General features: G+C 40.9%; 17 protein-coding genes. 16 read left to right on the forward strand and 1 reads right to left on the reverse strand.

Annotated features, from left to right (window positions below):
- Positions 1-11 precede the first annotated feature (11 nt).
- The 13 genes from FC33_RS04410 (at position 12) to FC33_RS04470 (ending at position 13,076) form a co-directional block, all read left to right on the forward strand.
- Complete coding sequence (locus tag FC33_RS04410; RefSeq protein ID WP_057827408.1) at positions 12-1,913, forward strand: ABC-F family ATP-binding cassette domain-containing protein; 1,902 nt, start codon at positions 12-14, stop codon at positions 1,911-1,913.
- An 18-nt stretch (positions 1,914-1,931) separates the two neighbouring features.
- Positions 1,932-2,891 (forward strand): thymidylate synthase, encoded by a 960-nt coding sequence (locus tag FC33_RS04415; protein ID WP_057827409.1) that lies wholly within the window; start codon positions 1,932-1,934, stop codon positions 2,889-2,891.
- An 11-nt stretch (positions 2,892-2,902) separates the two neighbouring features.
- Positions 2,903-3,388: a dihydrofolate reductase gene (locus tag FC33_RS04420; RefSeq protein ID WP_057827410.1), complete on the forward strand. Its 486-nt coding sequence runs from the start codon at positions 2,903-2,905 to the stop codon at positions 3,386-3,388.
- Positions 3,389-3,490: 102 nt separating this feature from the next.
- Positions 3,491-4,444, forward strand: coding sequence for a GDSL-type esterase/lipase family protein (locus FC33_RS04425; RefSeq protein WP_057827411.1), 954 nt, complete (start codon positions 3,491-3,493; stop codon positions 4,442-4,444).
- A gap of 4 nt (positions 4,445-4,448) precedes the next feature.
- Positions 4,449-5,066 (forward strand): YpmS family protein, encoded by a 618-nt coding sequence (locus FC33_RS04430; protein ID WP_057827412.1) that lies wholly within the window; start codon positions 4,449-4,451, stop codon positions 5,064-5,066.
- A 6-nt stretch (positions 5,067-5,072) separates the two neighbouring features.
- Positions 5,073-5,303: a YozE family protein gene (locus FC33_RS04435; protein WP_186806288.1), complete on the forward strand. Its 231-nt coding sequence runs from the start codon at positions 5,073-5,075 to the stop codon at positions 5,301-5,303.
- Between the two features lie 10 nt (positions 5,304-5,313).
- Positions 5,314-6,180, forward strand: coding sequence for a ribosome biogenesis GTPase YlqF (gene ylqF, locus FC33_RS04440; protein ID WP_057827414.1), 867 nt, complete (start codon positions 5,314-5,316; stop codon positions 6,178-6,180).
- Complete coding sequence (locus FC33_RS04445; protein WP_057827415.1) at positions 6,170-6,922, forward strand: ribonuclease HII; 753 nt, start codon at positions 6,170-6,172, stop codon at positions 6,920-6,922. The genes ylqF and FC33_RS04445 overlap by 11 nt, the downstream gene beginning before the upstream one ends.
- A gap of 53 nt (positions 6,923-6,975) precedes the next feature.
- Entirely contained in the window at positions 6,976-7,839 is an 864-nt protein-coding gene (gene dprA / locus FC33_RS04450; protein WP_057827416.1) for a DNA-processing protein DprA, read from the forward strand.
- Between the two features lie 67 nt (positions 7,840-7,906).
- Complete coding sequence (gene topA / locus FC33_RS04455) at positions 7,907-10,030, forward strand: type I DNA topoisomerase (RefSeq protein ID WP_057827417.1); 2,124 nt, start codon at positions 7,907-7,909, stop codon at positions 10,028-10,030.
- A gap of 200 nt (positions 10,031-10,230) precedes the next feature.
- Entirely contained in the window at positions 10,231-10,758 is a 528-nt protein-coding gene (gene hslV, locus FC33_RS04460; RefSeq protein WP_057827418.1) for an HslVU peptidase proteolytic subunit, read from the forward strand.
- A gap of 10 nt (positions 10,759-10,768) precedes the next feature.
- Positions 10,769-12,181, forward strand: a complete 1,413-nt coding sequence (hslU, locus tag FC33_RS04465; RefSeq protein ID WP_057827419.1) for an ATP-dependent protease ATPase subunit HslU — start codon at positions 10,769-10,771, stop codon at positions 12,179-12,181.
- A gap of 19 nt (positions 12,182-12,200) precedes the next feature.
- Entirely contained in the window at positions 12,201-13,076 is an 876-nt protein-coding gene (locus FC33_RS04470) for an aldose 1-epimerase family protein (RefSeq protein ID WP_057827420.1), read from the forward strand.
- A 56-nt stretch (positions 13,077-13,132) separates the two neighbouring features.
- Here FC33_RS04470 and plsY read toward each other — a convergent pair whose 3' ends face one another.
- Positions 13,133-13,759, reverse strand: a complete 627-nt coding sequence (gene plsY, locus FC33_RS04475; RefSeq protein WP_057827421.1) for a glycerol-3-phosphate 1-O-acyltransferase PlsY — start codon at positions 13,757-13,759, stop codon at positions 13,133-13,135.
- Between the two features lie 227 nt (positions 13,760-13,986).
- On the opposite strand from plsY, the gene parE reads away from it, so the two are divergent.
- The 3 genes from parE (at position 13,987) to FC33_RS04490 (ending at position 19,404) form a co-directional block, all read left to right on the forward strand.
- The gene (parE, locus tag FC33_RS04480) at positions 13,987-16,041 is read left to right on the forward strand and encodes a DNA topoisomerase IV subunit B (RefSeq protein ID WP_057827422.1); all 2,055 of its coding nucleotides are present in this window, start codon (positions 13,987-13,989) and stop codon (positions 16,039-16,041) included.
- A gap of 48 nt (positions 16,042-16,089) precedes the next feature.
- The gene (gene parC, locus FC33_RS04485) at positions 16,090-18,495 is read left to right on the forward strand and encodes a DNA topoisomerase IV subunit A (RefSeq protein WP_057827544.1); all 2,406 of its coding nucleotides are present in this window, start codon (positions 16,090-16,092) and stop codon (positions 18,493-18,495) included.
- A 156-nt stretch (positions 18,496-18,651) separates the two neighbouring features.
- A complete protein-coding gene (locus FC33_RS04490; protein ID WP_057827423.1) occupies positions 18,652-19,404 on the forward strand; it encodes a LytR/AlgR family response regulator transcription factor in 753 nt (250 codons plus the stop codon).
- Positions 19,405-19,464: the final 60 nt, after the last annotated feature.

Genomic DNA, 19,464 nt, shown 5'->3' on the forward strand with positions numbered 1-19,464 from the left:
GTGTGAGTTGAATGCAGACTTTAAGGGTTGAACATTTAACGAAAACGTACGGCGAAAAGACCTTGTTTAAGGACGCCAATTTTATTATCAATGAACATGACCGAATCGGTTTGATTGGCACAAATGGTTCGGGGAAAACAACGTTGTTAAACGCAATTGCCGGAATCGATCCAGCAGATAGCGGCGAACTTGTTATGCCGAATGATTATCGAATCGGATATTTAAAGCAGACCCCGGATCTGGATGAAACTAAAACGATCATGGATGCAGTTTTTGACGGGGCTGCTCCCGTTTTTCAAACGATTCGGCAGTATGAAGATGCGGTGGCTAAATATGCTGAACATCCTGAAGATGAAAAGTTACAACGCCGGTACGACCAAGCCGAAAAAAAGATGAATCAGGAAGACGCGTGGAATGCGGATAGTGAAGTTAAAACGATTTTGACCCAGCTTCAGATCAAAGATTTAAATCAAAAAATCGGGACGTTATCAGGGGGCCAAAAGAAACGGGTCGGTTTGGCTCAAGTTTTGATTCAAGCACCGGATCTTTTGATTCTTGATGAACCGACAAACCATTTGGATTTTGATTCGATCAGCTGGCTTGAAAAATACCTTGCTTCGTATAAAGGCGCTCTTTTAGTCGTTACGCACGACCGGTATTTCCTTGATCAAGTAGCCACCCAGATCATGGAACTTTCATTTGGAACGTTGTATGCATATGAAGGCAACTATGAGGATTATGTCCGCCAAAAAGCTGAACGGGTTGAACGCGAACTTGTTCAGGAGCATAAAACGCAGCAGTTATATAAAAAAGAATTAGCATGGATGCGAACGGGAGCCAAGGCCCGGACGACCAAGCAGCAAGCACGGATCAATCACTTCAATGAATTGCAAAAATCAGTTGATCATAAGGTCCAGGTCGATCAAGATGTTCAGATTAATTTAGGATCGAAACGTCTCGGAAAGAAAGTTCTTGAATTAAAGGATGCATCGGCTAAGTTAGGATCGCATCAAATTATTAAAGACTTTAATATGATGATCAACGCGGGTGATCGGATTGGAATCACGGGCTTGAATGGGGCCGGTAAGTCGAGTTTATTAAATATTCTTGCCAATAAAATTCCATTGGACCACGGTGAACTGATCACTGGCGAAACCGTTCGAATTGCATATTACCAGCAGCAAACTGAACCAATTCCGGATGATAAACGGATGATCAATTATTTGAATGAGGTGGGTCAAAGCGTTGTTAATAAGGACGGTGAACGGATCAGTACGACACAATTGTTGGAACAATTTCTTTTCCCGCGGTTCATGCATGGAACGCTGATTCGGAAATTATCTGGTGGCGAAAAACGGCGGCTGTATTTATTGAAACTTTTAATGCAGCAACCGAATGTTTTACTCCTGGATGAACCTACAAATGACCTAGATATTGGAACGTTGACTGTTTTGGAAGATTACCTTGATAATTTTGATGGAACGGTAATTACGGTTTCGCATGACCGGTATTTCCTTGATAAGGTTGCTGATCAGCTTTATATTTTTGAAGGCAACGCCAAGATCGATCGGTATTCAGGAAAATTCACTGATTATTTGGCAAACGTTCAGTCTTCATCAAAGAAGAAGGCGGTCAAAGCTTCAAAGAAAAACGATGAGGCTCAACCGAAAAAAGCGAATGCACCGAAGGAAAAGACCAAGTTAACGTATGCTGAACGGCTTGAGTATGAAAAACTTGAGAAGGAAATTAACGCGCTTGATGAAAAGCGTTCCGAACTTCAACGCGAGATGGAAAATACACCGGGAACGGATTATACTAAACTTGGTGATTTGCAACGTGAAATTGATGAACTTGATGAAAAATCAATGGCAAAAATGGAACGTTGGGAAGAACTGGCACAATACATTGATTAGAGCAAAGGGGAATGAAGAATGACAGAAATTGTTGAAGAATCATATTTACAACTGATTCGTGATATTTTAGATCATGGTCATATGAAAGATGACCGGACTGGAACCGGAACGAAAAGTCTTTTTGGTTACCAAATGCGATTTGATTTGAGTAAAGGCTTTCCGTTGCTGACAACGAAAAAAGTTGCCTTTAATCGGATCAAAAGCGAATTACTTTGGTTTTTAAGAGGAGATACGAATATTCGTTTCCTTCTGCAACACAAAAATCATATTTGGGATGAATGGGCATTTAAAAAATGGGTTGAAAGTGACGAATATCAAGGCCCAGATATGACTGATTTTGGATTGCGTTCGCAATCGGATGCAGAATTCAAAAAGGTCTATCGCGAAGTCAAAAAAGATTTCTGTCAACGAATTCTTGATGACGATGAATTTGCCGCTAAATATGGAAATTTGGGTAATGTTTATGGCGCTCAATGGCGGCATTGGCAAACTCGTCGCGGTGGCACGATCGATCAAATTAAGAATGTAATTGAACAGATCAAAACGAATCCTAATTCACGGCGGTTGATCGTAACGGCATGGAATCCGGAAGATGTTCCATCAAGTGCGCTTCCTCCATGTCACACTTTGTTCCAATTTTACGTGGTTGATGGCAAGTTAAGCTGCCAGCTGTATCAACGAAGCGGTGATACGTTCTTGGGAGTGCCATTTAACATTGCAAGTTATGCGTTATTGACGCATTTGATTGCGCGGGAAACCGGCCTTGAAGTTGGCGACTTTGTTCATACGTTAGGTGATGCTCACATTTACCGGAATCACTTTGACCAGGTTAAGGAACAAATCAGCCGGACACCGCACAAGGCCCCAACATTGTGGTTGAATCCCGAAAAGAAACATATTGAGGATTTTGAAATGGACGACATTAAGGTCCTTGATTATCATCCAGAACCGGCAATTAAAGCTCCGGTTGCTGTTTAAGGAGATTGGCCATGTTAGCATATATTTGGGCAGAAGATCTAACCGGTGGAATCGGTGTTGATGGTCATCTTCCGTGGCATTTAGCAGCTGATTTGAAGCGGTTTAAGGAAAAAACAATGAACCATCCAATGATCATGGGACGAAGGACGTTTGAAAGCCTACCGGGAATTTTACCTGGGAGAAAGCATATCGTGCTGACACATTCCAACCTGGATACTTCTGATCCTAACGTGAAGGTCGTGCATTCCAAAGAAGAACTGGATGAATGGCTTGCAACTCAAGATCAGAATCAATTGAACGTGATTATTGGCGGGGCAACGTTGTTTAAAATGTATCGTGATCAAGTCGATATTCTATACCAAACAATCGTTAAAGATAATTTTCAAACGGATACTCAAATGCCAGCGATTAATCATGCCGATTTCGAAAAAGTTGAAGATCAGCGGTTTGATGATTCAAATTTAAAATATGAATTTGTAACGTATAGGCGAAAATAAATGTAGTATACACTTTATTGTTACGGCAGTTTTTAAATGCAATATCAATCAGATAAAATTTGATGATAAATGTATATTGCAATTAATTGAAAGAGTGATTTTGTGCGGATCAACGGAAAGAAAATAATTCGGTATATTCTTGGAGTATGTTGTTTATCTTTCTTGATTGGCGGAGGATTTTTTCTTGCTTCGCGTTCAGGCCATTTAAAAAATGAAGTGTCTGTGTCGAAATCGGCTGCGCGTCAATCCCATAAGACTCATTTTCAGAAAATCAGTCTTGTCGGTTTAGGCGATTCGTTAACGTTTGGTCAACAAGATCCAACGAATCGAGGCGGATACGTTTACTTGATCAAGCAGAAGTTGCAGCAAAATTATGATGTGAGGGTAACGACTCATAATTATGGGAAAACCGGAGATCGGACGGATCAAATTCAAGCGCGGTTAGAAAATGATCCTGCAATGCAAAAACAAGTTAGTGAGGCAGATGTCATTACGATGACATTTGGCGGAAATGATTTGATGCAAATTTTGCAAAATAACTTTCAACTTTTGTTTGCGAATAAACTCTCATCGATCATGCCTCAACGGGAAAAGCAGTATCAACAAAAGGTTGAATCCTTAATGCAGACTGTTCGGCATTATAATCCAGCGGCTCCAATTTTTGTGATCAGTGTCTATAATCCGTTTTATGTTTACTTTCCAACGGTGACCGCTCTTCAAAAATATACTGGCCAGTGGGTGGAATTAACTAAAAAAACGGTAACTGCCCAACCACGCGTTTATTTTGTAAATGTCAATCAGCGTTTATCGCAGGGACAGTATTTAGGCAAAAATCAAACGGAACTGAAGAAACAAAGTAAAATGAATCTTGAAAATCTGTCTAGTCAAGAAGTTGAGCAAACGTTAAATGATCATCACGAAAAGAATGAATATCTTTCACCGAATGATCATTTTCACCCCGATCTAAAAGGATATCAGTATATGACTGATCAGCTGTATAAAGTGATGATGGCTCATCGAACAACATGGCTGAATTCAGAAACAACAAAGAGGTAAATAAATGAAAAGAACGGATCAAACGTCATCAAAGCGTGAATTTAACCCGTGGAAATGGGCATTTACAATTTTACTTGTTGCCGTGCTGAGTTTTGTAGTTTTTATCACGTTAAAGGTCACGGTTCCAAGTACCCAACAGGAAAATGAAACGCAAGTTGTTAAGGTCGCTTCCAAAGATTATTCCAAGGTGAACGTGACGATGAATGAACAAAACTTTAGCGCAGCGATTAACTATCTGCTTCGGAATGTTGAAAAGGGAAGCGGCATCAAGTATCGTTTTATTTTGAATAAATCAGCCGTTTTAATGGGAACGACAAGTGTTTTAGGAAAGAAAATCACTTTTTCTGTGTATGCCAAGCCAAGTTTAGATTCAAACGGAAATATTAAGTTAAAGATTAAGTCTGTTGGAGTCGGGTCTTTGAATGCACCGCCAGCATTTGTTTTAAGTTATATCAAGAAGAACTATGATTTGAAGGGAATTGTGGCAATCAACTCAACCCAAAAAGTAATCACGCTTCGACTTGATAAACTTACAGCAAAGGACGGATTACGAATTAAAGCGAATAAAATGAATCTTGATAATAATCAAATCGATTTTTCAGTTTTAATTCCAAACAAGTAGGAGGAAATTATGCGACGGCAAAGTTTTTACCGGTATTTAATGTCTTTGCGTGATCCGAATAAGCATGATGAGGTCACGCAGTTTGCCAATGATGCGTTTTACGACCAAGGATTTCCGAAACAAGCGGATGATTACCATGAAGTGTCGGATTATTTAGAAATGAACGCATCTTACTTGCCCTCGATGAGCATTTTTGATCAGGTTTGGCAAGGATATACAGATAAAATGGATAATTAAGGAGAATGATATGACAGTAATTCAATGGTATCCCGGACACATGGCGAAAGCGGTCCGGCAAGTAAAGGAAAACTTGAAACTCGTTGACATCGTGCTTGAACTCGTTGATGCACGGTTACCGGAATCGTCTCGTAATCCGCAACTCGAAGAAATTTTACAAAATAAATTAACGATTCGGGTCTTAACGAAGGCGGATCTAGCTGATCCTAAGTTAAACCGTGAATGGGTCAAATATTATGAAGACCACGGCCAGCCCGCGGTTGCAATTAACAGTAATCAAGGATCGTTGAAAATTATTGAAAAGAAGATCAAAGAAGTCATGGCGGATAAACTGGCCCGGCGGCAAGAAAAAGGCATTATTAATCAACGGGTTAAAGTGATGTGCATTGGAATTCCAAACGTTGGAAAGTCAACATTGCTTAACCACCTTGTTAAAAAGAACATTGCCCAAACAGGAAATAAACCTGGGGTAACCAAGTCTCAACAATGGTTGAAAGCCGGCAAGACGTTACAGTTGCTTGATACCCCTGGGATTCTGTGGCCGAAATTTGAAGATCCATTGGTCGGCAAAAAGCTGGCTTTGACCGGAGCAATCAAGGATACGCTATATGCTAAAGATGACGTTGCGTTGTACGCATTGGAATATTTTGTTGAAAATCATCCTTCAGAATTAATGGATCGTTACCATCTAACCGAAGATGAAATTCATGATACAACCGTTAATTTGTTGCTGAATTTAACCAAAAAAATGGGCTTTAAGGAAGATTATGACCGGGCAAGCGAACGGTTGATCTTTGAAATTCGAAAGAGTAAACTCGGACGATATACACTTGACTCTTTGCCGGGTGAAAATCAGGAAGATTCAAATGAAAATTAGTGAAATCAAAACCCAACTAAATGAAAATCCAACTGAAAGTTTCATTAATGAATTGCAAGATGATCCGCGCAAAGGAGTTCAACAGGCCCTTCAAAGTTATTTTCGCCGGAAGAAACGTGAACGTGAAAAGGAGGCTGCGTTTGAGCACCGGCTGCAGTATGAACGGTCATTTTGGAATCAGGGAATTGATTTGATTGCTGGCATTGATGAGGTCGGTCGCGGCCCATTAGCTGGACCTGTCGTTTCAGCTGCGGTAATTTTACCGCACGACTTTCATGTGATTGACGTGAACGATTCAAAACAACTTTCTGAAAAGAAACGTGAGAAATTGTATCAGCTGATTCTTGAACAAGCAGTCGCTGTTGGAATTGGGATTGCTGATGCTGCTGAAATTGATGAGTTGAATATTTATCAAGCGACGCGAAAAGCAATGTTGCAGGCGGTTCAAAATCTTCAAGTTATTCCGCAACAGTTGATCATTGATGCGATGGAGATCGACACTTCGATTCCGCAGCTGAAGTTGATCAAGGGCGATGCTAAATCGGCGTCGATTTCAGCTGCCAGTATCGTTGCAAAGGAATTTCGTGATCACTTAATGCAATTTTATGACCGGATTTATCCGGGCTATGATTTTGCGCATAATGTTGGTTATGGAACGGCCAACCATCTTGATGGATTGAAGAAATTCGGAATCACTCCGATTCATCGCAAATCATTTGAACCTGTAAGTAAATTTAAATAAAATCAGACTTCTTTGCGTAGCTATTAGTAGGCGGGCGTGAAAGGAGTTTTTTTATGGCGTTTGAAGAATTTATTTTACGGGTGCGGGCGTGTATTGGAATCGGGCTGGCAACCGAGTTTAAGATTTACCAATTTATTAAGCAAAATAAGCGGGTTCCAAATTTAAACGATTTTATTCAAATTATGGATGGAAAATATGCAATTGCAAGCGATGCGTATATGCGGATCTTTTCAAAGAAGACAACTGAACTTTTGCAACAAACCTTAGCATTTTCAAAGTATATTACGATTTTTGATCAGGCTTATCCGGTCAAGCTGCGGGAAATTTATCATCCGCCGCTCGTTTTGTTTTATCGTGGGAACCTTGAGTTGCTCCAAAGAAAAGCGTTAGCAATCGTTGGTGCTCGCCAGCACAGTTCATACTCGCATGAAGTGTTGCAAGGACTGATTCCCCCAATCGTTCAGAATAAAATCATAACGATTAGCGGACTAGCTCAAGGAGTCGATAGTTTATGTCACCGGTTAACGATCAATTCTGGCGGGGATACGGTTGGCGTGATTGGGACCGGGATGAATCGGGTTTATCCGCGATGTAACCAGGAGCTTCAGTATGAAATGATGCAAAATCATTTAGTGATTTCTGAATACGTTTATGATGAAGAACCGCGAGCATGGCATTTCCCTGAGAGGAACCGAATCATTGCAGGCCTATGCGATTCATTGATGGTTACGGAAGCTAAGGAACGCAGCGGCAGTTTGATTACGGCAAATCTTGCGCTGCAAGAGAACCGTAATGTTTTGGCAATTCCAGGAAAAATCAACGCGGGACTTTCACGCGGATGCAACCTTTTGATTCGTGAAGGAGCCAAACCGGTTTTAGAAAGCCAAGACATTCTCGAAGAATTTTTAGTACAATAACTTGACAAGGTTTATTCGTTTGTCCTAACATGTATACCGATTTTAGAGAATGTTAAGGAGTGGTTGGATGCCTGCAGCCAAAACGAAAACAACAGGTCGAAAAACGAAAAAGAAAACCACGAGAAAAGTTAAAAAGAATTTAGTGATTGTGGAATCACCATCAAAGGCTAAAACGATTCAAAAGTATTTAGGATCACGGTATAAGGTAATGGCAAGTTTAGGTCATATTCGTGATTTACCTAAAAGTAAAATGGGAATCGACATTGAAAATGATTATGAACCACACTATATTTCAATTCGTGGTAAAGGCGACGTTATTAAAGAACTTCGCAAAGAAGCAAAGAAAGCAAACCATGTGTACCTTGCATCTGACCCGGACCGTGAAGGGGAAGCAATCGCATGGCATCTTTCATACTTGTTAGGACTTGACCCGCATGATAAAAACCGGGTCGTATTTAATGAAATTACTAAGGATACAGTCAAGAATGCATTTAAAACTCCGCGATCAATCGATATGAACTTGGTTGATGCCCAACAAGCACGGCGGGTTCTCGACCGATTAGTTGGATATTCGATTTCCCCTATTTTATGGGCCAAGATCAAAAAGGGGCTATCGGCTGGTCGGGTGCAATCGATTGCCTTAAATTTGATCATTAAGCGGGAAGAAGAAATTAAAAAGTTCGTTCCGGAAGAATATTGGACAATTGATGGTCAATTCCAAAAGGGACGTTCAAAGTTTAATGCCGATTTTTATGGTAAGAACGGTAAAAAGGTTAAACCGAAAAATAATGATGAAGTGCAAGCAATTTTAGCTGATCTTGATTCGAAAAAGCCATTTACGATTGCGAACGTTGAAAAGAAAGAACGGCGGCGGCAACCTCCATTGCCGTTTACGACGTCAACGATGCAACAGGTTGCAAACAACTCTTTGAAGTTTAGAACTTCAAAGACAATGATGGTTGCACAACAATTATATGAAGGAATCAATATTGGACGCGGCGGGGCCGTCGGATTGATCACTTACATGCGGACGGACTCAACTCGAATTTCAGCGGTTGCTAAGCATGAAGCCTCGAAGTTTATTCATGATGAATATGGGGCTGAGTATGCAGCTCTTAAACCGCGAGTTGGTAAGTTGCCTGAAGGGGCGCAGGACGCTCACGAAGCGATTCGGCCATCGTCTGTAATGCGCACCCCAGCATCTCTTAAGAAGTATTTGACTCCAGATCAGATGAAACTTTATTCATTAATTTGGTCACGGTTTGTTGCGAGTCAAATGACTCCGGCGGTTTATGATACTGCTCGCGTTGACCTTGAACAAAATGGAATTACTTACCGGGCAAATGGTTCGCAAATGAAATTCCCAGGATTTACAAAGGTTTATCAGGATGCTTCTAAGAAGGATAATAAGTTACCTGACTTAGCAGTTGGTGAAGAAGTCAAAATGGTTAAAAATCAACCGAACCAACACTTCACGTTGCCACCTGCACGGTATACTGAAGCGGCTTTAATCAAGACGTTGGAAAGCAATGGTGTTGGGCGACCATCAACGTATGCGCCAACCTTAAATACCATCCAAAAACGGTACTACGTAAAACTAGTTGCGCGGAAGTTTGAACCGACTGAATTAGGTGAAATTGTAAATCAAATGATCAAGGATTGCTTCCCTGATATTTTGAATATTGATTTCACGGCTGATTTGGAGGACCAACTTGACGAAATTGAAGAAGGAAAACGTCAGTGGGTCAAGGTGGTTGATGAATTTTACAAGCCATTTGAAAAGGAACTTAATAGCGCTTCTGCCAAAATTGAAAAAGTCCGTATCAAAGATGAACCGGCTGGGTTTAACTGTGAAATTTGCGGTGCACCAATGGTTGTTAAGATGGGCCGGTATGGTAAGTTTTATGCTTGCAGCCGTTTTCCAGAATGTCGAAATACAAAAGCCATTACAAAGGAAATTGGAGTTAAATGTCCGAAATGCAAGCAGGGCGAAATCCTTGAACGAAAATCAAAGAAAAACCGGATCTTTTATGGTTGTTCGCGGTATCCGGATTGTGATTTTGTTTCATGGGATATGCCGGTTGGACGTAATTGTCCGAAAGATGGACACTATTTGGTATACAAAAAGAGTCGCAAGGGTCGGCAAGTTGTATGTCCAAACGGTGATTATGAAGAACCAATTGAAAAATAGATCTCAGAGAGGCTGCGACGGATGTCGGAGTCTCTTTTTGCTGAAAAAATACTTAAATCGCTTTTTTGAAGTGAATTTGTTAAAATACTGGTATCAGTGGTGATTGATTTATTCTTGACTAAATTTGACCATTGGTTAACAATGGACATTATAAATAAATTTATGAACTGAAAATTAATGAAGAATAAGGAGGAGTTACGATGACAACAATTTGTGCCGTAAAGCATAATGGAAAGACCGCAATTGCGGGTGACGGTCAAGTAACACTTGGTGAAAAGGTAATTGCAAAGGGGCAAGCACGGAAAGTTCGGCGAATCTATGATAATAAGGTTGCCGTTGGGTTTGCCGGTGGGGTTGCCGATGCAATCAATCTTGAAGAACGGTTTGAAAAGAAATTAAATGAATTTAATGATTTGAAACGGGCAGCAGTCGAACTTGCTCAAGAATGGCGGTCAGATCAAACCCTTCAAAAACTTGAAGCAATGCTGATCGTAAGTGACAAGGATAACTTATTGATCGTTTCTGGGGGCGGCGAAGTCATTGAACCGGATGATGATGTGCTTGCAATTGGTTCTGGTGGTAATTTTGCTCAAGCAGCGGCAATTGCAATGACAAAGTATTCACCAGAGATGTCAGCGGCTGAAATTGCGCATGCTGCCCTTGATATCGCAGCGGATATCGATATCTTTACGAACCACAACGTAATCGTTGAAGAACCAGAAGAATAGAGGAATTGAAATGCAAACAAGCGAAAAAACTCCAAGTCAAATTGTGAGTGAACTTGATAAGTATATTATTGGGCAAAAGCAAGCGAAAAAAGCAGTTGCAGTTGCTTTACGAAATCGTTACCGTCGAATGCAATTAAACGATGAAATGCAAGAAGAAATCAAGCCCAAGAACCTGCTAATGATCGGGCCAACAGGGGTTGGAAAAACTGAAATTGCGCGACGGCTTGCTAAAATTGTCAATGCGCCGTTTGTCAAGGTTGAAGCTACTAAATTTACAGAAGTCGGTTATGTAGGACGTGACGTTGAATCAATGGTCCGGGATCTTGTTGAAGTTTCATACAAGATGGAACAGGATGAAATGTACGCCCGGGTTCGCAGCCAAGCAGTGCAAAAAGCAAATGAACGGTTAGCAAAGATTATCGTTCCAGCACAACGAAAAGAAAAACGTCAAAATCAACAAGCCGATTTCATGAAAATGATGCAGGATTTGCAACAAGGCAAGTTACCAAGCTTTGAAGATCCAAATAAAGAAGAACCGGTTGATGCTGAAACCCAAAGTAAGCGGATGAGCGTTAAGGATCAACTTCAACGCGGTCTCTTAGAAAATCAAGAAGTTACGATTGAAATGGACGATCCACGGCAACAGTTCAATAATGAATCAGGCATGCTTGGCCAGATGGGAATTGATTTGAATGACCTTGGTTCAATGATGCCGAAGAAACGGGTAAAACGGACGTTACCTGTTAAGGAAGCCCGGGAAGTCTTCATCCGTGAAGAATCTGAAAAGTTAGTTGACTCAGCTGATATTGGAGCTGCCGCCATTAAGCGGGCTGAAAATTCAGGAATTATTTTCATTGATGAAATTGATAAAATTGCTTCAACGGGCAAGCAAAATAGCAGTGAAGTTTCACGTGAAGGGGTCCAACGGGACATCTTACCGATCGTTGAAGGTTCACAAATTAAGACAAAGTACGGAATTGTCAAAACCGATCACATTTTGTTTATTGGTTCGGGAGCATTTGCAGAAAGCAAACCAAGTGATTTGATTGCTGAACTTCAAGGACGGTTCCCAATTCGGGTCGAACTTGACGAATTGAAGAAGGAAGATTTCGTGAAGATTCTAACTGAACCGAAGAATGCCTTGATTAAACAATATATTGCATTGATTGGAACGGATAACATTTCAGTAACCTTTACGATCGAAGCAATTGAAAAGATTGCTGAAATTGCATACCGGGTTAACCATGAAAATGAAAATATTGGTGCGCGACGGTTGCATACAATTTTGGAAAAATTGCTTGAAGATTTGCTTTATGAAGGCCCAGATATGCAAATGGGTGAAATTACGATTACCGAATCATATGTTGAAGACAAGATTGGATCAATTGCAGCTGATAAAGATTTGTCACGTTACATTTTGTAATTGAAGCGGAGGCTTAAAAATGGCAATTACGATCGAAAATCAAAAGATGGCAGCAACCATCAATGAACATGGAGCAGAATTAGTCAGTTTAATCAATAAAACAAACGGAAAAGAATATATGTGGAGTGGCGACGCAAAGTATTGGGGACGACACGCTCCGGTTCTTTTCCCAACGGTTGGACGATTAAAGGATGACACTTATACGGTTGATGGTCAGGAATATCATATGAACCAGCACGGATTTGCACGCGATATGGACTTTGATGTTTTAAAGGTTGAAGCCGATCAGGTTATCTTTGAATTGCATTCATCTGATCAAACGAAAAAGTTATATCCATATGATTTCATTTTAAGATTAGCATTTAAGTTAACGGATAATGGGGTTCAAGTTGGCTATGAAGTTGAAAACCCGGCGGATGAAGAAATGTGGTTTGGAATTGGCGGGCATCCGGCTTTTAAAGTTCCAATGGATGGTGATCACTTTTACGATGACTATGTTGTTAAGCTTGAACCGCAAACTGCTCGGAACATCATTCCGTTGAACGGACCGTATGCTGATATTGATCATTTGAAAGAAGAACGGACATCTGAAATTGAAGTAAGCCATGAACGTTTCAAAGATGATGCGGTTATTTTAGATCTTGGAGAGGAACCAACAACGGTTACGCTGACCGATAACGATCAGCGGCATGGAGTTCAATTAAAGACCGCGGACGCGAAGTATGTCGGTGTATGGTCATGCTATCCGCAAGAAGGTCAATATGTTTGCCTTGAACCATGGTGGAGTATTGCTGATACGGTTGATTCAGACCACGATTTTAAACATAAATTTGCTAATAATCATTTGGCAGCTCATCAAACATTTAAAACTGAATATGAAATTGATGTCTTTTAAAGATGACAAAAGCGGTTGTGCTGAATAACACAACCGCTTTTTATGTAATATTTATTTTATTTTTTCTTTTCTTTGCGTTGACGCAACCAATATCCAAGGCCAAATGGAACCATATTTTCCGTTCCGTTTTTAATTCGTTCGATATTTTTCCAGTGACGAATGAAAACAAAAATCGTTAGGACAACTGCCACGCCGATCAAGACCGGATCGCCAAAGAAAAATGAAACGATGGTAATGATCGTAAAGCCAACCATACTTGCCATACTAACCATACTTGTAAGTAAAATTGTAATTAAGAAAATCGCCCATGCTAAAAGGAAAAACTTCCAATTATAAACTAACAGGGCTCCCGCACTGGTTGCAACGGCTTTTCCACCTTTGAAACCGGCAAAGATTGGGAAAACGTGGCCGATGATTGCTGAAAGGGCAATCAGCATTGGATTGGCACTTGAATGAAAGAAGTACGGCAACAATGCTGCAAGGGTCCCCTTTAATGAATCCATTAATAAAACAATGATTCCGGCTTTTTTGCCTAAAACCCGAAAGGTATTGGTTGTGCCCATGTTTCCGCTGCCGTAATCACGGACATCTTTACCATAGAAAATCTTACCGATCAACACTCCCGAGGGAATTGAACCTAAAAGGTATCCAATTACGAGCATTACAGGAATTTTCCAGCTCATTCGGTAACCTCCTTTTAAGAATATCAAACTCGATTTTAACACTTTCCAACACTTCCGGCAATTATGTTGAAAACAATTAGCTTAATAAAAAATGAACAATTTGAATTTGAATCATCATCCCGGAACGGCAGTGAATGTGCTATAATCTTTAGCGTGTCAATTTAACTAATTATTAGAATTAAAGAATAAAAAAGAAACTAGAAATCATTAAAGAAAGGTTGAAGCGCATGGCAAATAATAACTATGGCGACGATTCAATCCAAGTTTTAAAGGGACTTGAAGCTGTTCGGAAACGTCCCGGGATGTACATTGGTTCAACTGATTCACGCGGACTACATCACTTGGTCTACGAAATCGTTGATAATGCGGTTGATGAAGCATTATCAGGATACGGAAAAGAAATCGATGTGACGATCCATGCCGATGAATCAATTACCGTTTCAGACTATGGCCGGGGAATGCCGGTCGGAATGCATGAAATGGGGATCCCAACAGTCGAAGTTATTTTTACCGTTTTGCACGCTGGCGGAAAATTCGGTCAAGGCGAATATAAGACATCCGGTGGACTCCACGGGGTTGGGGCCTCGGTTGTTAATGCTTTGTCTGAAAAATTAACGGTCAATACGGTCCGCGATGGCGTTGAATACGAAGAAGACTTTGTTAACGGCGGCCAACCAGTTGGAACTTTGCGTAAAATCGGTAAAACTTCAAAGAAGAGCGGAACAACCGTTACCTTTAAGCCAGATCCAACGATTTTTTCAACGACCCATTATAATTACGATACGCTGGCTGAACGGTTGCGTGAATCAGCTTTCTTATTGAAGGGCGTTAAGATCACGTTAACGGATGAACGTGACGGCGGGGAACAGGATGTTTTCCATTTCGAAGAAGGAATCAAAGAATTCGTTACGTACTTAAATGAAGATAAGGATACATTGGGCGATGTCATGTACTTTGAAGGTTCAAAGGACGGCGTTGAAGTTGAAGTCGCAGCCCAATACAATGACGGCTATTCAGAAACGATCATGTCGTTCGTTAACAATGTGCGGACGAAGGATGGCGGAACGCATGAAGCCGGAATGAAATCAGCATGGACAAAGGCATTTAATGAATATGCCCGTAAAGTGGGATTGTTAAAGGAACGTGCGCGGAACTTAGACGGTAGTGACGTTCGCGAAGGCCTTTCAGCAATCGTTTCGGTTCGGATTCCAGAAGAATTATTGCAATTTGAAGGCCAGACGAAGGGAAAATTGGGAACTCCCGAAGCCCGGTCAATCGTTGATGGCGTCGTTAATGAGCAGTTGCAATACTATTTGATGGAAAATGGAGAGTTTGCCCAAGACCTTGTTCGAAAAGCAATGAAAGCGCGGGATGCCCGTGAAGCAGCGCGGAAAGCCCGCGATGAAAGCCGAAACGGAAAGAAACGGCGGAAAAAGGATCAATTGCTTTCAGGGAAACTGACGCCTGCGCAATCGAAAAACGCGAAGAAGAATGAATTGTTCCTTGTCGAAGGGGATTCTGCCGGCGGTTCAGCTAAGCAAGGCCGTGACCGAAAGTTTCAAGCAATTCTTCCGCTTCGAGGTAAGGTTTTAAATACTGAAAAGGCCAAGCTGCAAGATATTGTTAAAAATGAAGAAATCAATACAATGATTTATACGATTGGGGCCGGCGTTGGTGCTGATTTCAAACTTGAAGATGCCAATTACGATAAGATCATTATTATGACCGATGCGGATACCGATGGCGCGCACATTCAAACGTTATTACTGACATTCTTCTATAAGTACATGCGGCCGTTGATCAATGCTGGTCGAGTATACATTGCATTGCCACCATTGTATAAGTTGCAAAAGAAAGTTAAGAAGAAGTTAAAGGTTCAATACGCATGGACCGAAGATGAATTGCAACAGGCAACGAAAGAATTTGGCAAGGGTTATACGTTGCAACGGTTTAAGGGGCTTGGTGAAATGAACGCTGATCAGTTATGGGAAACGACCATGAATCCTGAAACGCGGACGTTAGTACGGGTAAAGATCGACGATGAAGCAGTTGCCGAAAAGCGGGTCACAACGTTGATGGGTGATAAAGTTGAACCCCGACGGAAATGGATCGAGCGCAACGTTAAGTTTTCACTTGAAGAAGATGGCAGTCTGTTAGATACGGTTGCTGCTGAAGGAGCTCACGGAACTGGAAATGCAGATTCGGCTAAGGAAGCAGAATATTATTCAGAATCCCTTTTTGATGATGATTTTCTTAACAATCCAGATGAAAAGGAGGACTAGCAGTTGAGTAAACAAAGCAACATTCAGGAATTATCCCTTGAAGCGGTTATGGGTGAACGGTTTGGCCGGTATTCAAAATATATCATCCAGGAACGGGCACTGCCTGATATTCGGGATGGATTGAAGCCGGTTCAACGGCGGATCCTCTATGCAATGAATGAAGATGGAAATACCTATGACAAAGCTTTCCGCAAGTCAGCGAAGTCGGTCGGAAATGTTATGGGGAATTTTCACCCGCATGGCGATTCCTCAATTTATGAAGCATTAGTTCGGTTAAGTCAGGACTGGAAATTGCGGGAACCGTTAATTGAAATGAATGGAAATAACGGTTCAATGGACGGCGATCCGGCGGCTGCAATGCGGTATACTGAAGCGCGGTTATCTGAAATCGCATCTGAAATGTTGAAGGACATTGATAAGGATACGGTTGAAATGGTTCTGAACTTTGATGATACCGAATACGAACCAACCGTTTTACCGGCGCGCTTTCCAAACTTATTGGTTAATGGAGCAACCGGAATTTCTGCCGGTTATGCAACTGAAATTCCAACCCATAATCTTGCCGAAACGATTCAAGCAACGATCTATTTAATGGATCATCCCGATGCAACCCTTGAAGATTTGATGAAATTCGTTAAGGGGCCTGATTTCCCAACCGGGGGAATTTTGCAAGGAATTGATGGAATTAAGAAGGCTTATCGGACAGGCCGGGGACGAGTTGTTCTTCGTTCACGGACTTCGATTGAAAAAATTAAGGGCGGCAAGCAGCAAATTGTTGTCACTGAGATTCCGTATGAAGTTAATAAGTCATTGCTAGTCAAGAAAATCGATGAAATTCGCCTTTTGAAGAAGGTTGAAGGAATCGCGGAAGTTCGAGACGAAAGTGACCGTGAAGGATTACGGATCGTGATTGAGTTGAAGCGCAATGCGCAAGCTCAAGGAATTTTAAATTACCTGTTTAAAAACACCGACTTGCAAATTTCGTATAACTTCAACATGGTGGCAATCAATAATAAGCGGCCGGAACATGTTGGCTTGAAGCAAATTTTAAGTGCTTACGTTGATCATCAACGGGAAGTTACTGGCCGCCGGACCAAGTTTGACCTTGATAAAGCTCAGGCCCGGAAACACATCGTTGATGGATTGATCAAGGCCTTGTCGATTCTTGATGAAGTGATCCATACGATTCGGCATTCTGAAAACAAGAAGGATGCAAAGGATAATTTAGTTTCAAAGTATGATTTCACTGAAAAACAAGCGGAAGCAATCGTTTCGTTGCAATTGTATCGCTTAACCAATACTGATGTAACGGCGTTAGAAAAGGAAGCTGCTGAATTAACCGAAAAAATTACGCGGTTCCAACAAATCTTGAATGACCCGCAAGAACTTGATGGGGTTATTAAAACTGAATTACAAGAAGTGGCTAAAAAATATGGTTCTGCGCGGTTGACCGAAATTCAGGATGAAATTTCAGAATTGAAGATCGATACCAAGGTTACGGTTGCCGAAGAGGACGTAATGGTCTTGATCTCGAAGCAAGGTTACGTCAAACGTTCATCGGTTCGATCATACACGGCTTCAGGTGAACAGGACAATGGGTTGCGTGACGAAGATCAGCCCGTTTTCCAAGGAAAAGTCAATACTTTAAATCATGTTTTAATGTTTACGAACAAGGGAAATATGATTTATCGGCCAGTTCACGAAATTACGGAAATGCGCTGGAAAGATACGGGCGAACACCTTTCCCAAACGATTGGCTTGGATGCAGATGAATTTGTTTTGCACGTTGAAGTTTTGAAATCCTTGAAAGCAGATGGCAAATTTGTAATTGCAACGAAGGAAGGGCTGATTAAACAGACCAAGTTAGCTGATTTGCAACCAGGGCGAACATATCGCTCACGGGCCAGCATGTATATTAAGTTAAAGACCCCAACGGATGAAGTTTTAACCATTGAATTTGTCAACGATGACCAACCACGGCAAGTCCTTGCGATTACTCATGGCGGTTATGGTTTACGTTATGATTTAAGTGAAGTCTCTGTTTTAGGGGCTAAGGCCGCCGGAGTTAAGAACATGGATCTGCGGGATGATTACTTGAGCGCAGTTAAGTTAGTCAATGACGATGCAGTAATCGGCATTATTACTCACCGCGGAGCATTTAAGCAAATGAAGGTCAGCGAAATTCCACAAACGACCCGGGCACGGCGCGGGGTTCAAGTTCTACGTGAATTGAAACGCAATCCGCACCGCGTTGCAGCGGTTGTACTGATCAAACCGGGTCAAGAAATTCACGTGATCACCGATCATAATGAGATTGTCTCAATTGATCCTGCTGATCATCCGTTAAGTGATCGTTACTCAAATGGTTCATTTGTTTTAGATACTGAAACGCAAGGAAACGTAATGCATGCTGAATGTATTTTAAAGGATGAACCTGAAGAAGATAAAGAATAGCAAGGTATTAATCTAATTGAAAGAGGTTGTGACATAAGAGTCGCAGCCTTTTTATTAGTTCAAGAATTTTAAAAATCTTAATCTTTTCTTATAAATTATTTTGTATAATAATCTTTATTGTTTGAATTCGAAACGAAGAGGAGCGTATTTGGAAACATGGAATATCCAATTATTCTTTGTGAAGATAATCCAGAACAATTAGCAAATTTGACCTCGATTATCAATGATTTTAATATGTTTCATCCAAACCAATATAAGTTGGTATTTAAATCATCAGATCCGCATGCGATTGAGGAATACATTAAAGAAAACTCAGTTGAAAAAGGGGTCTATTTCCTTGATATTGATCTTGGATCAGATATTAACGGGATCGATCTTGCTCAATGGGTTCGGAATCACGATATTAGCGGAAAAATTATCTTTGTTACAACCCATACAGAGATGGCGCCGTTAACCCTTCAACGCCAGGTTGAACCGCTTGGATTTATCACGAAAGATATGGGTTATGAGCAAATGCGCATCGAAATCGTTGATACGTTGAATTTGGCATATGAACGGATCGAAAAAAAGGCTCTTGAAAATGACAAGATGTATTCATTTTCAATTGGCAACCAAGTATTAAACTTCGAAGAAAAGAAAATTATTTATATTACATCATCAGATAAAGCTCACCGGGTAATTTTGGTTACGCAAGATGGGCAGTATGAATTTTTCGACAATATTGCTAATTTGGAAAAAGAAACTGGATTATTGAAAGTTTCACGTTCATTATTGGTTAATCCGAAAAATATTGAACGTGTCGACTACAAAATGCGCGTAGTCTATTTCAAAAACGGCGATGAAGAGGTCTTTTCATTAAGTAAGACGAAAGCACTGAAGCAAGCACTGTTAAATGAGAACGAAGAGTAAAAGGCTGACGAAAGTCGCCTTTTTTATTGATTATTATCGAACATGTGTTCTTTTTATGGT

The organism is Ligilactobacillus aviarius subsp. aviarius DSM 20655, assembly GCF_001436315.1.
In the GTDB taxonomy this organism is placed as follows: Bacteria; Bacillota; Bacilli; order Lactobacillales; family Lactobacillaceae; genus Ligilactobacillus; species Ligilactobacillus aviarius.